General features: G+C 65.3%; 12 protein-coding genes. 7 read left to right on the forward strand and 5 right to left on the reverse strand.

Going from position 1 to position 12,707, the window contains the following annotated elements:
* Positions 1-28 precede the first annotated feature (28 nt).
* From ABEL04_RS09080 to ABEL04_RS09100, 5 genes are all read left to right on the forward strand, one after another.
* Positions 29-697, forward strand: coding sequence for a heme exporter protein CcmB (locus tag ABEL04_RS09080; protein WP_375802116.1), 669 nt, complete (start codon positions 29-31; stop codon positions 695-697).
* A 141-nt stretch (positions 698-838) separates the two neighbouring features.
* Positions 839-1,612, forward strand: coding sequence for a cytochrome c biogenesis protein (locus ABEL04_RS09085; RefSeq protein ID WP_375802071.1), 774 nt, complete (start codon positions 839-841; stop codon positions 1,610-1,612).
* Positions 1,613-1,689: 77 nt separating this feature from the next.
* Entirely contained in the window at positions 1,690-1,974 is a 285-nt protein-coding gene (locus tag ABEL04_RS09090; RefSeq protein ID WP_375802072.1) for a CcmD family protein, read from the forward strand.
* A gap of 31 nt (positions 1,975-2,005) precedes the next feature.
* A complete protein-coding gene (locus ABEL04_RS09095) occupies positions 2,006-2,440 on the forward strand; it encodes a cytochrome c maturation protein CcmE (RefSeq protein ID WP_375802073.1) in 435 nt (144 codons plus the stop codon).
* A gap of 106 nt (positions 2,441-2,546) precedes the next feature.
* On the forward strand, positions 2,547-2,930 hold the full coding sequence (locus ABEL04_RS09100) for a DUF1499 domain-containing protein (protein WP_375802074.1): 384 nt from the start codon (positions 2,547-2,549) through the stop codon (positions 2,928-2,930).
* Positions 2,931-2,950: 20 nt separating this feature from the next.
* Here the strand turns inward: ABEL04_RS09100 and mgtE are convergent, their stop codons facing one another.
* The 3 genes from mgtE to ABEL04_RS09115 form a co-directional block, all read right to left on the reverse strand.
* On the reverse strand, positions 2,951-4,366 hold the full coding sequence (mgtE, locus tag ABEL04_RS09105) for a magnesium transporter (protein ID WP_375802075.1): 1,416 nt from the start codon (positions 4,364-4,366) through the stop codon (positions 2,951-2,953).
* 68 nt (positions 4,367-4,434) lie between these two features.
* Complete coding sequence (rsmA, locus tag ABEL04_RS09110; protein WP_375802076.1) at positions 4,435-5,238, reverse strand: 16S rRNA (adenine(1518)-N(6)/adenine(1519)-N(6))-dimethyltransferase RsmA; 804 nt, start codon at positions 5,236-5,238, stop codon at positions 4,435-4,437.
* Between the two features lie 304 nt (positions 5,239-5,542).
* Positions 5,543-6,649, reverse strand: a complete 1,107-nt coding sequence (locus ABEL04_RS09115) for a VWA domain-containing protein (protein WP_375802077.1) — start codon at positions 6,647-6,649, stop codon at positions 5,543-5,545.
* A 439-nt stretch (positions 6,650-7,088) separates the two neighbouring features.
* Here ABEL04_RS09115 and ABEL04_RS09120 point away from each other — a divergent pair, with 439 nt between their 5' ends.
* On the forward strand, positions 7,089-7,766 hold the full coding sequence (locus tag ABEL04_RS09120) for a potassium channel family protein (RefSeq protein WP_375802078.1): 678 nt from the start codon (positions 7,089-7,091) through the stop codon (positions 7,764-7,766).
* Positions 7,767-8,254: 488 nt separating this feature from the next.
* On the forward strand, positions 8,255-10,735 hold the full coding sequence (locus tag ABEL04_RS09125; protein WP_375802079.1) for an ATP-dependent helicase: 2,481 nt from the start codon (positions 8,255-8,257) through the stop codon (positions 10,733-10,735).
* Between the two features lie 76 nt (positions 10,736-10,811).
* Here the strand turns inward: ABEL04_RS09125 and ABEL04_RS09130 are convergent, their stop codons facing one another.
* Both ABEL04_RS09130 and ABEL04_RS09135 read right to left on the reverse strand, forming a co-directional pair.
* Complete coding sequence (locus ABEL04_RS09130) at positions 10,812-11,477, reverse strand: hypothetical protein (protein ID WP_375802080.1); 666 nt, start codon at positions 11,475-11,477, stop codon at positions 10,812-10,814.
* Between the two features lie 43 nt (positions 11,478-11,520).
* Positions 11,521-12,015 (reverse strand): CBS domain-containing protein, encoded by a 495-nt coding sequence (locus ABEL04_RS09135; RefSeq protein WP_375802081.1) that lies wholly within the window; start codon positions 12,013-12,015, stop codon positions 11,521-11,523.
* Between the last annotated feature and the right edge of the window lie 692 nt (positions 12,016-12,707).

The following is a 12,707-nucleotide window of genomic DNA, read 5'->3' on the forward strand; positions in this document are numbered from 1 at the left end:
GCCCTTTCTCGCCCGCTCTCCGCTCCCGATGAACTGGCTCGCCGGTGCCTGGGCAATTTTCCGAAAGGACCTCCGCATCGAACTGCGCAGCCGGTACGCCGTGAATACCCTTCTGCTGTTCGCGCTCGGGGCGCTTCTCCTGGTCGCGTTTGCCGTGGGGCCGCAGCCGGTGAGCGCACGGGTGCAGGCCGCCCTCCTATGGATTGTGCTTCTCTTCGCAGCCTCCATCGGGCTGGGGCGGTCCTTCGTGGCGGAGCACGAGGGCGGAACGGCGCTCTTGCTTCGACTGCACACGCGGGCGATCATGGTGCTTGCCGGCAAGCTGCTCTTCAACTTCGGCCTCGTGGCTTTGCTCACCCTCGTCGCCACGGCCGTCTTCATGCTTCTGCTCGGCACTTCGGTTGGCGCTCCGGGCCTGTTTGCGGCCACGCTCGCTCTCGGCGCCCTCGGCCTGACGGGCGCGACGACGCTGCTTTCGGCACTCGTGGCCCGGGCGTCCCGCGGCGGGCCGCTCCTGCCGGTCCTCCTCCTGCCGCTGCTGGTGCCGTTGCTGGTGTCCGGGGTCGGCGCCACCCGGAAGGCGCTGCTCGGCCAACAGTGGGGGGCGGCGCAGGACGAGCTCCTGACCCTCGTGGGCTTCGCCGGAGCGACCATCTCCGCGGCCGTGCTTCTGTTCGACTACGTGTGGGGGGAATGAGGGAGCCCCGCCCCCCTCGGTCCGACGGCCTCCCGGCGCTTGCGCTTTGAACGTTGAGCGAATTCAATACCGCCCCGGAAAGCCCCTCCTTTTCGCGGCGTATCACCGCTCAGTATTGTCTTTCCGACCTGTCCCTCCACCATGTCCGCCAGTTCCCCAACGGCCCGTCCGGTCCATCGCTGGCTGTACCGCGCAGTGCGCGGGAGCGTAGTGCTCGTGCTCACCGGGGTCATCGTCGCCGGATTTCTGGGAGAGATTCCGCAACTGGACATTCTCGAACAGTCGGCGCGCAACCTCTATTTCCACGTGCCGATGTGGTTTACGCTCATGGCGGCCACCATCGTTTCGGCGTACCACTCGGTCCGGTACCTTCGGAACGGCGCCCGCATCCGAGATCTCCGCGCCCGCGAGGCGGCCCGGCTGGCCCTCATCTTTGGCGGGCTCGGCATCGTAACCGGCATGGTGTGGGCCCGCTTCACGTGGTACGAGGGCACGGGCATCTGGTGGAACTTCGATCCGAAGCAGTCGATGGCGGCGGTGCTCCTGCTGATCTACGGCGGGTACTTCGTCCTGCGCGACGCGATCGACACCCCGAGGACCCGAGGCCGCATCGCGGCCGTCTACAACCTGTTCGCGGTCGTGACGATGCCGTTTCTGCTCTACATTCTTCCCCGCCAGATGCAGAGCCTGCACCCCGGCGGCGAAGGGAGCCCCGCGTTCAGCCAAACCGACCTGGCCCCGGCCATGCGGTGGGTCTTTTACCCGTCGATCCTGGGCTTCATCGGGCTGTTCTGGCTGCTCTACACGCAGCGCGTCCGCCTGGCATGGATCCGAGAGGTTCTGCGTCCCGATCCGATGGCCGACGGTGATTCCGGATCGCGCCTCGACGCTGAGGGTAGTCGGCAAACGACATGAGTGCGCGGCCGTGTGATGGGTTCGCGCCCCTGCCCTCTCCCACATGTGTGCCCTTCCTGACGGTCCCCTGCGTCCCCATGACCATCCACCCTCTTCCCGCCGACGCGGCTCCGGGCCGTCCGGCGCTCCAGGAACGCCCGGACACCACCGCCTCTCCCTACGACAGCACCTGGACGGAACAGCCGGCCTCGCAACCGTCCCGCACGCTTGATCGGGTCATGGGACAAAGTGGCAAGATCTACGTTGTACTTGCGGTCGTGCTCCTGGTCTGGGTCGGTCTCCTGGCCCTCCTTTACCGGACCGACCGGCGCATCGACCGCCTGGAACGGCGCCTCGACCGGGACATTTCAGAAGACGAGTGACGTTGATTCTTTTGCCTATCGCTCCTGCACCATGAAGTGGAAGACCATTGTTGGGCTGACCGCCATGCTCGGCTTCGGGGCGCTCCTGCTCCTCAACTTCGGCAATCAGGTGGGCGGATATATGAGCTTTAAGGAGGCCGCCCGCACCGGCGCCGAAGCCCACGTTGTGGGCACCTGGGTTCAGAAGCGCCCAACGAGCTACAATCGCGCCCAAAACGTCTTTACCTTCTACATGCAGGACGAGTCGGGCACGACCCGGAAGGTACGTTACAACAACCCGAAGCCCGCGAACTTCGAGGAGGCCGAGCAGGTCGTGGTGCAGGGCGAAACCCGGAACGGCGTCTTCGTGGCCGACAACATCCTCGTGAAGTGCCCCTCGAAGTACAACAACAAGAACAAGCTCAAGCAGCGGACGAGCGGCCCCTCCCCCTCTCGGTCGTCCTCGTCGTCCTCCACTCGGAAGTAGAGGGTCCTCCCTGCCAGTGCTCTCGACGCGCGTCAGCCCCGGAGCGATCGCGCCTCTCCGAGCGTCGAAGGGGCGGCTCTACGCCCTCGGACTCTCGCTTCTTGTCATGACCGCTCTTTCCGACTCCGACGCCCAGCCGTTGCCCGACAACCCGCTTCCTCCCTGCCCGGACACCCCCAACTGCGAGCGCGTTTCTGAGGGGTACGAGCAGTCGCCCGAGGTGCTCTACAGTGCCGCGCAGGAGGCCCTCGACTCGCTGGGGCCCGCCACGCTCCGCCTCCACCCCGAAGAACGACGGGTCGAGGCGGTGTACCGGGTGGCCCTGGTGTTCAAAGACGACGTGGACGTGGCGGTTCGGGCGCGCGCGGACAGCGGAAGCGCCCTATATATCCGCAGTGCCAGCCGTGTGGGCTACGACGATCTCGGGGTGAACCGCCGCCGCGTCGAGCGGTTTTTTGAGGCGCTCCATCAGGCGCTCGACAACACGTGACGGCCCATCGCCACCAGTGGTCAAAGATAAAGGCCCGTGGCGATCAAGAAGTAGATGGCAAGCCCCAAGATGTCGTTAAGGGTCGTGACGAAGGGGCCCATCGCGCTGGCCGGATCGATGCCGAGCCACGTAAGCAGAAAGGGGATGAGGGCCCCGTTCGTGGTGGCCACCAGACTCACGCAGAGCATCGTGAGGCCGAGGGTGGCCACCAGCGACGTGACATCCCCCATCCCGAGCGCGGCGACGGTTCCGCAGAGCAAGGCGGCCACGACAATCCCATTGAGCAGGGCCACGAGCACCTCCTTGCCGATCCGCTGGAAGGCATCGGACAGCCAGAGCTCGCCCGCCCCGAGTCCCTGCACGGCAATCGCGGCGCTCTGCACGGCGGCGTTGCCCCCCATGGCCGTGACCACGGGGATGAACGTGGCCAGCACCACGGCCTGCTGGAGCGTGGCCTCGAAGACCCCAATGACGGTGCCCGAAAGCCCCGACCCCACGAGGCCCACGATCAGCCACGGCAGGCGCCCCCGGCTCACCTGCACCGCCGTGTCCACCGTCTCCTCCTGCCCCGTGAGCCCACTCATGAGCTGGATGTCCTCCTCCGCCTCATCCTGAATCACGTCGACGACGTCGTCAATCGTGATGCGCCCCATCATGCGCTCGGCCTCGTCGACCACCGGGACCGACACGAGGTCGTACCGCTGCACCACGCGCCCCACCTCCTCCTGATCGACCTCCGGCGAGACGGAGATGAAGTCGGGATCCATAACGTCGCGCACCCGGGCCGTTCCCGGCGCCAGGAGCAGCTGCTTCAGCGAGACGGTGCCGAGCAAGGTCTCGTCCTCGTCCACGACGTAGGCGGTGTAGACCTCGTCGACCTCCCCGGCGTTGCGCCGCACCTGCTCGGTGGCCTCCTGGAGGGTCCAGTCGGGGAGAACGGCCACGTACTCGCGGGCCATGATGCCTCCGGCCGTCTCTTCCCCATATTCCAGGAGCTCGGCCAGGTCATCCGCGTCCGCCAGGTCGGGCAGCACCTGCAGGGCCGTCTCGTCCGGCAGGTCGGCGAGCACATCGGCCGCGTCGTCGGTATCGAGCTCGTCGATCAGGGCCGTCAGCTCGGTGCGCGGGAGGTCGTGGAGCAGGGACGCCCGAACGACGTCCTCCATCTCGGCGAGCGTGTCGCCGGCCAGCTCGGGGGGCAGCCAGCGGAACAGCTGCCGGGTCTCGGCGTCGGGGAGCCGCCGGAGCAGAAGCGCCACGTCGGCCGGATAGAGATCGGCCACCAGATTGAGCACCATGCCCCGCTGTCCGTCCGACAGCAGCGAGACGATGTCGTCCACGATGGCTTCGTCGACCTCCAGGAGGCCGCTGTGGGGCGGGCCGTCGGGCGACGCAGATCGTGGGGGGGACGAGACGTTCGGGTCGGACTGAGCCATGAGGACGGGAAGAGAAGCGAATCAGCGGTCGAGCGTCCCAGGGTCGCGCAGGCCAGACGGCGCTGCGGCTACCCCTCCGGCACCGGGTCGGCGTGGGCGTCGAGATAGCGGGCGAGGGCCGCAAACGCATCGGGGGGCAGCGCTTCGGCCCGCTTGCGCCCCCAATCGTGGGGCAGCTCCACGTCCTGATCTTTGACCCAGGCGCTTAGGCTATTGCGCAGCATCTTGCGGCGCTGATTGAACGCGGCTCGCACGTAGCGGCGCACGTCGTTGAAGTGGAGGCCCTCCGGCTCCTCGCTGCTGTCGAACCGGAGGCGCACCACCGCGCTCGTCACGTCGGGCTGCGGGGAGAACACCTGCGGCGGCACCGTGAAACGGTAATCGGGCGCGGCAAAGAGCTGCAGCAGCACGCTGAGGATGCCGTAGGCCTTGGTGCTCGGGTCGGCCACGATTCGCTCCGCCACCTCGCGCTGCATCGTAAGCACGGCCTCGGCGACGTGCGCCCGCTGCTCCAGCAGCGAGAAGAGAAGCGGGCTCGTGAGGTGGTAGGGCATGTTGCTGATGACGTGGAGAGGCCCCGTCTTTTCCTCCGCGAGGGCTGCCCAGTCCGTCTTCCGCACGTCTCTCTCCCGCACGTCCACAGCCGGAAGCGTCTCACGGAGGACCTCTACGGCCCGCTCGTCGATCTCGAGGGCCGTGAGGGTCTCGTATTGCGCGGCCAGCCGCTTGGTGAGTACGCCGGTGCCCGCACCTACCTCCACAACGTGCGCGTCCGGCGGAGCCTCTAGCGTCTCTACAATCTTCTCGGCCATGTTCGGGTCATGGAGAAAGTTCTGGCCGAGGCTCTGTCGGGGCCGGAAGGGAATGCTCATATTCGTGGAAGCGTTGGGCGTTGGGACGTTGAGAACCTGTTTGACGAGACATCTGCGGCCACCCCGGGGAGTACTCGGTCGCCGCGCTCCCAGCGCTGCGACTTTGTGGATCTCGTGCAAAACGGTTTCTGCACTCGCCCGGTAGCGCCGCTACAGGGCTCGCTTGGGCACCGTTTTGCAGCTTCGCCCACTGTGTCTCGGCTGAGCATCTGCTCGCAAAACAGGTTCTGAACGTTCTCGGGAAAGGCCGACTGCCGCAATCACGTCCACCGTGCGAACGTTCCAACGCTCAACGGGTCCCCCGTCAACGAAGGTGCTTCCGCCGGTTGCGGACGTAGTCTTCAAACAGGAACGAGCCGAGGTCATCGAGCTCCGAGTAGTAGGCGCGGCCCTGATTGGCCTCCGTCAGCTCGCGGACGAAGTCGCGCAGGCCTGGATCGCGGGCAATCATGAACGTTGTGATGGTGATGTCCTCCCGGCGGCAGATCGTGGCCTCGTCGAGCACCTTGTTGACGACCTTGCGGTCCAGGCCGTAGGCGTTCCGGTACATCTCGCCATCCTCGATGTGGCAGCTGGGCTTCCCGTCGGTGATCATGAAGATCTGCTGGTTGCGGCTGTTGCGGCGGTGCAGGATGTCCCGTGCGCGCCGCAGCCCCGCCCGGGTGTTCGTGTAGTACGGCCCCACGTCCAGATACGGAAGATCCTCGACGTCCACCTCCCAGGCCTCGTTGCCGAAGGCCACGATGTCGAGCGTGTCCTTCGGATACTTTGTCATGATGAGTTCCGAGAGGGCCAGGGCCACCCGCCGGGCCGGCGTGATCCGATCCTCCCCGTAGAGCACCATCGAGTGGGAGAGATCGATCATCAGCACTGTCGCCATCGAGGAATGGTGGTCGGTTTTGTGGACCTGGAAGTCATCCTCGGCGAGATTCCAGTCGTCCCCGACACCGGAGCGCCGGAACGAGTTGGAGAGAGTGCCGGTGACGTCGAGATTTGAGAGGTCGTCCCCGAAGCGCCAGTCCTTCGTCTCGGGAAGCCGCTCGTCCCCCTGACCCGTGTAGGACGTCCGGTGGTCTCCCCGGCCTCCCTTCCGGAGGTCGTTGAAGATCTCCTCCAGGGCCGACTCGCGGAGGGCCCGCTCGGTGCGGGCTGTGATTTCCACTTCGCCCGTTTCTTCGTCTTCGTCGAGGTACCCGCGCTTCTTCAGCTCCTCCACAAAGTCCTCGAAGTCCTTGTCCGATCCCTCCGTGAAGCCGTGTTGTTCGTTGAGCTGCTCCATCCAGTCAAGGGCCTCTTCTGCGTCGCCGGCCGTGTATTCGAGCAGTTCCTGAAAGAGGTCGAACAGGTCCTCGAAAAGGGACTGTTGGCGTCCGTGGCGAACAGGATCCCAGTCAGTATATCGAAAACGCATGAGAATGGCGGTCGGTCTGAAAGACGCTGTGACGAGGCACTACGTGCGGAGGCTCACGTTTGTTTGTTCTTCACGGACGAAAGGCACACTTCTTACAGGGACGCGACATTCGCGCCCACGCCATCGCCAGTGTCTGGTTGACAGGGGACGCAGGGGGAGCTTATCTCGCAGCTCCTGAGCCACGAATCACCGCGGACGGCCCTGTGCTGCGGCCCGCCGTGCGACAACCAGCGGGCCAAGCAGGGCTCCAGCGGCGTGCGAGGGTCGCGGATTCCACGGCCTTCGGCATATCGACAAAAATGAGTAGCAGTCCCTTTACATTTTGGGAAGGGTTCTTCCGCACCTTCTCACCGAGCGCTACATAGAAGAATGCCTCAGATCGTTTTGCGGGTTGTTCGCTAAATTATTTCGCGCTCTCTTCGCTTCTAGAAGTCGCGACATGAGCGTATCACACTACCGCGAGCAGTATCTCCAGGTCATCATTGCGGGGGGTGGACGCGTGGGTCAGGAGTCGGCCATGCTGATGACCGGCTACGGCCACCGGGCCACGATCATCGAACAGGATCCGCGCATCGTGCGGGCTCACTCAGAAGATCGGGACGACATCACGTTCGTCGTGGGCAACGCCGCGGAGAGGGACACCTTGGTGGCGGCCGGCATCCGGGACGCCGACATCGTCCTTGCGCTGACGGACGACGAAGCCACCAACGTCAGGATCTGCCAGCAAGCCTCCCGACTCACGTCTGATGTGCGCTGCGTGGCCCGGAGCCATCGCTCACCTGCGGCCGCCCGCGACGCCGACGCGGTCGAGGCGTTTGTTTTCCCGGAGCGCGCCGGGGCGCGGGTCGCGATCGGTCGGGCGTTCGAGGCTCCGATTCAACCCGTGACCGACCTTTCAACCCGGTTTGAAATCGTTGAGATTGAGGCAGAGCCTGGCGCGCCCGCCGCCGGGGCCTCGCTTTCTGAGTTGGACCTGCCGCCGGACGCGACAGTCATCACCGATCTCGGGACCGAGCACCTCGCGGATGGGGAGATGGTGATCGAGTCGGGCCGTCAATACCTCATCGCCACCCGCCCCGAGGCCGTTGGCGACCTGAAGGGCCTGTTTCGGGGCTAGCCCACCGGAGCCGGAGAGCCGGAACGGTCGGGAAGCAGCTCCAGCTGCCCCCCAAGTCTACGTGAATCCAAGAGCCCGGGGCGATCCTCGTCTCAGCTCTCTCTAGGCGCCGGATGTGGCTTTGAGGGACCCGGTCTGATCGCCCTGGCTCCCCTGCATCTGGATTGAGCGCGGCGTGGGCCTGCTGGGCCAGGGTTCGCGCGGACGAAATGCTCTGAGCCAGCCTGCTGAGTACAGACCCGGCAACAGGCTGCACGGCCCCCGGTGGAGATGAACGCCTCAGACGCGACCCGTTCTCCCGATCCTATCCTGCTCAAGAGGGCTGTAGACTAAGCGGAATTCCGGCCCCTATCCCCCCAGTTCGTTCGGCGCAGTTCTCTTCAACGTTTCCAGGCTCGCACACTTGAGGGGGCACGATGCCGACTGCGCATTGTATGGATTTGTCCCTTTCGCTAAGTGGTAGCATCGAATCAACCCCGTAGGCCAAGATGGTTGCCCGCGAGCGGCTTACCGACGAGCAGCAACGAATCGTTCGTCACGGCCAGGGGCCCGCACTCGTCTTCGCTGTGGCCGGGGCCGGGAAGACCACCGCCCTCGTGCACCGCGTGGCGCATCTCGTAGAGGAGGGAGTGCCCCCGGGTGACATCCTGGCCAGCTCATTCAGCCGAGCCACCGTGCACGATCTGGAAGAGGGCCTGGAGGCACTGGGGCTATCGGGCGTCGGCTGCCGCACGCTTCACTCCCTGGGCCGACGGCTGATCAAACGGGCGGAGGCGGAGCATCACTGGTCCCGCCGGCTCGGGGATGAAGACATGAATCCCGCCCGCCTCGGACCCGTCCTGGCGGGCCGCGCCCTCTCACGTCTGGCCCGCGAGCGGGACATCGACGATCACGACCTGGACATCGGCCGCGGCGAGTTGGAGGACCAGATCAGTGCCTGGAAGGCTCAGCTCTGCTATCCGGATCTGGAGGCGGCAGCCCTTCCCGAAGCGGCGCGCGAGGAGGCCCGTCAGGCCGAGCACGACAACGAGGACTTCGTTACCCTCTATCGCTACTACGAAGAGGAGCGGACGCAGGAGGGCTGGGTCACGTTCGACGACATGCTCTTGGAGGGCTGGGAGGCTCTTCTCCGGTTCGACGACCTGCGAGCCCAGGCACAACGAGCCTACGACTACGTCTTGATCGACGAGTTCCAGGACATCAGTCGCGTGCAGCATCAGATGCTCGACGTGCTCACCGAGCCGCACCGCAACTACATGGCTGTGGGGGACGACGACCAGTGCATCTACGAGTGGCGCGGCGCGGATCCGTCGTTTATCCTGGATTTTCGGGAGGAGTACGGCGCTGAGGAGTACCTTATCCGGGATACGTTTCGGCCCCAGGCCCAGCACACGACCCTCGCCAACGCCGTGATCGCCCACAACGACCGACGGCGCGACAAGCACCTCAACCTGACCCGCGGTTTTGGCGGAAGCGTGCAGGTTGAGCCTGCCGAGGGCGCCGCCGCCGAGGCGCGCCAGATGGCCGGTGTCATCGAGGGCCACCTCGAGCAGGGACGCACCCTGCCCGAGATGGTGGTCCTCGTCCGGCAGTACGCCCAGACCCCGCCCCTTGAACAAGTCCTCATTGACCGCGATCTGCCCTACCAGATTGTGGGCAACGTGCCCTTCTACCGCCGCCGTCCAGTGCAGGTGCTCCTCAGACACCTGTTCTGGGGCACCCTCGAGGCGAAGGTCCGCGACGACGGATGGTTTGACCACTGGCGCAATGCACAGCGCTACGTCGACCGGTTTCAAACGCTCATGCAGGCCCCAAACCGGTACGTCAGCATGGACCTCGTCACGCGCATCTGCAGGGAGGCCGTTGGCCGGGAGACCTCGGTGACCGACCTCCTGGCCGCCTCGATGGGAAAGATGCACGACCGGACCGCCGAGCGCGTGGAGCGCTTTCTAGAGACGGCCGAGGGGCTGCTGAAGCGCCTCGACGACCCCGCGCACGAGACGGTCGGATGGCTGATCGAGGCCCTCGACTACGAGGAGCACCTCCGGCGCCACAGTGCGTTCGAGGAATTGGCCGATCGGCGCATCCAAACGGCCCGGTCGCTCATCGATTTCTCGCGGGGCCACCCAGACACCGCGTCGGTGCTCGCCCGGATCAAGGAGATTTCCTTCGACCGCCCCGAGCGCGGTCCCCAGACGGATGTGCTGGAGATCCGGAGCATCCACCGGGCGAAGGGCCGGGAGTGGTCCATCGTGTTCGTGCCGGGCTGCAACGACGGCACGATTCCTGCATCCCGCGACGACCACGGGGCAGCGTCTGCCCCACCCGGCAAAGTCACCGCCGAGGAGGACGAAGACTCCGCCCGCGGAACCTCGGCGGCCCGGCAGGAGGAGGAGCGCCGCCTGTTTTACGTGGCCCTCACCCGGGCGAAGGAGGAGTTGCGCCTGTCCTACGATCGCACCGAGCCGCCCTCTCCCTTTCTGGGGGAGGCGGACGTCGAGCACCGCCTCGCCCTCTGCGAGCAGGTGCGGCAGGTTACGGAGCGGCCGGCCGGCGACTGGGACGCTGAGGATGTAGCTTGGCTCTGCATCGGGGCCGGGGAGCTGCACCTGCGTCGCTACCTGGAGGCGTGGTGGCGGCCTGCAGCGGAGCAGCGGCGCGCCCTGGCCGCCCACCTCGGCCGTCCGGAGGCACTGCAGGAGGCAGCTACCGCCGCGATTGACCTCTACACCCGCCAGGCCGGCGCTCAGGAGCGCACGGCCGAGCGTTCCGAAGAGGCCACCGACGCGTCCAGCGAGCACGGGCACGCCGACCGGGAACCACAGACCGACGAGGAGGACCCTGTGGACGAGGCCCTTGTCCGGCGGCTGGAAGACGCCTTCGAGCAGGGACGCAGCATCGTCGAGAGCGCCCTTGGGCTGGACCCAGCGGAAGTCGATCCCTCCCCCATCGCCGGTGCGGAGCGCTAGGCCGGTGCGGGGACGCGTCCCTGGCGAGGCGACGTCGCTTCGGTGGGGCCGTGAAGGCCGAGGCTCCGACCGGACGCTACCGGCTGAATCGTCCCTCACTGTTTCCCGCCAGCTCCGGCTCTAGGACCCCGGCCGCCTTCGTGCCAACGCGGACCTCGTACACCCCCGGATCCCACCACTCCCGGGCCGTTCCCTTCGCCAGCAGGCCCTCGCCAGAGGGCCCGTCCGAACGTGTAGTCTCTCCTTGCGTCGGACCGGGGTGCTTCTCCGGACGCGACATTTCCCGACGGGCTTCCTCCAGACGAGGCTCCTCGACGCGGAGCTCCTCTCGGATCAGCGTCCCCCAAGCTGCGGGAACTTGAACGACCAGTACGTCCTCCGAGGCCCAGGCCTCGGTGGGCACAGGCCGTCCGTGCCGCCGGTACCCGACGAGGAAAAATACCGAAAGGAGGACGGCGAACGCGAGGAGCAGCTCCGGACCAAAGGATGAGAGAAGAGAGGCGACACTTTCCGAAGACACGCTCCCGGTTGGCAGAACCAGCACACCGCCGACGAGGAGCACAGTGAAGGTGGATGCTCCGAGAGCTGAGGAGAACAGAAGGCTCAGGGGTGTTATCCGGATTTCTGCACTCACCCTCTCAGCATGTTTTGCTTCGCCGCCTGCGGCTTCGTCATCTGCCCCCGGGGCCTTCGAGGCCGTGGTTTGATTCTGACCGGTCTTGGCGTCTGAGGGGGTGTCCATGGGCGTCATTGGTGCAGGAGCAGTCCGTCTACGCGTCGGCGTCTCACCCGTGCATGGGCACAGGATACTTGTCCTGCATGTAGTCGATCAGTTGAAGCGCCTTCGACTTGGCGGTTTCTGTCATCTGCCACATGCAGTCGCGCATCGAGATCATGTCGCGGAGTTGTCCGTCCTCCCCCATCACCGGCAGGTGCCTGCACTGCAGGTCCTGCATCAAGTCAAGGCAGTCCTCGAGGGACCGATCCGGCGTTACTGTGACCACGTTCTCCGTCATGACGACCCGAACCGGGGTTTCCCGTGAGCGGCGGCCCTTCAGTTCAACCTTGCGCATGTAGTCACGCTCGGTGAAGATGCCCACGATTTCGCCCTCCTCCATCACGACAATAGAGCCTATTTCACGCCTGGCCATCTGGTCGATACAGTCGTACACGCTGTCGTGCGGGGTGGCAGTGAGCACGTCCGGAGGATCGTGGAGCGTGCCTTTCGTCTCGAGCACGTCCTCGACACTTGTCTTTGGAAGATCAGCTTCGCTAGCCATCGGTGAAGTCAAGAAAGCAGTGGCGGAATTAACGACAAATACCAGCCGGGCAGCAATCACCCGTATCGAGCGGCCTGAAGGATTTCCCAGCGCGTGCCCTGTCATGTTTGCCTCCTGCCGGAGAAAAACGCACCAGAGACGCCGCGAGAGAGGACGGGACGGCGCTGGAGTGTATGTGCTCTTACAAACATCGTAGCAGAACCAGTAAATTTGAGAATTTTGCACAGAGTTCTCAGCGAGAAGATGCAGGAGAAACGCTTCCAAACGTGACAGGTCTGCTATTCAATATTATGGTCTTGTTACTCAGCAGAAGACGACTGCTCGTCGGCGATCAGGTCTGGGCTCCTGTTCGGATCGGTGCAGGGCGGGAGTCCCGTCGGCCGTTGGCAGATGGACCTGCTCGGCCGCGCCGGCAGTGGGGATCCGGCATTTTCTCCGCAGGGGCCCCGGGTAGGCCATCGCGTGCGGCCGAAATCCTCCTTCGTGTTCACGCACACGCGAGAGTGAACGTTTACCCTCAGAGGGAATCGGTCTGTGGGGCGTCGCCTGCCGGTTGGAAGCGCGACCAGATACGCCACTTGCAGACCCGCTGCTCGCCGGAGGCCCTGTGCTCTAGAAGCAGCAAAAGCCAGCGCGCGGCGGGCTTACTGGTCCAGCCCTCTTTTCCAAATTTCTGCCATATCACGTCAAAA

Source organism: Salinibacter sp. (assembly GCF_042218895.1).
In the GTDB taxonomy this organism is placed as follows: domain Bacteria; phylum Bacteroidota; class Rhodothermia; order Rhodothermales; family Salinibacteraceae; genus Salinibacter.

Coding starts and splice junctions, on each gene's coding strand:
- ABEL04_RS09080 (WP_375802116.1), top strand. CDS start 29: ATGAACTGGCTCGCCGGTGCCTGGGCAATTTTCCGAAAGGACCTCCGC.
- ABEL04_RS09095 (WP_375802073.1), top strand. CDS start 2,006: ATGAAGTGGAAGACCATTGTTGGGCTGACCGCCATGCTCGGCTTCGGG.
- ABEL04_RS09130 (WP_375802080.1), bottom strand. CDS start 11,477: ATGGACACCCCCTCAGACGCCAAGACCGGTCAGAATCAAACCACGGCC.
- ABEL04_RS09125 (WP_375802079.1), top strand. CDS start 8,255: ATGGTTGCCCGCGAGCGGCTTACCGACGAGCAGCAACGAATCGTTCGT.
- mgtE (WP_375802075.1), bottom strand. CDS start 4,366: ATGGCTCAGTCCGACCCGAACGTCTCGTCCCCCCCACGATCTGCGTCG.
- ABEL04_RS09135 (WP_375802081.1), bottom strand. CDS start 12,015: ATGGCTAGCGAAGCTGATCTTCCAAAGACAAGTGTCGAGGACGTGCTC.
- ABEL04_RS09085 (WP_375802071.1), top strand. CDS start 839: ATGTCCGCCAGTTCCCCAACGGCCCGTCCGGTCCATCGCTGGCTGTAC.
- ABEL04_RS09120 (WP_375802078.1), top strand. CDS start 7,089: ATGAGCGTATCACACTACCGCGAGCAGTATCTCCAGGTCATCATTGCG.
- rsmA (WP_375802076.1), bottom strand. CDS start 5,238: ATGAGCATTCCCTTCCGGCCCCGACAGAGCCTCGGCCAGAACTTTCTC.
- ABEL04_RS09090 (WP_375802072.1), top strand. CDS start 1,690: ATGACCATCCACCCTCTTCCCGCCGACGCGGCTCCGGGCCGTCCGGCG.
- ABEL04_RS09100 (WP_375802074.1), top strand. CDS start 2,547: ATGACCGCTCTTTCCGACTCCGACGCCCAGCCGTTGCCCGACAACCCG.
- ABEL04_RS09115 (WP_375802077.1), bottom strand. CDS start 6,649: ATGCGTTTTCGATATACTGACTGGGATCCTGTTCGCCACGGACGCCAA.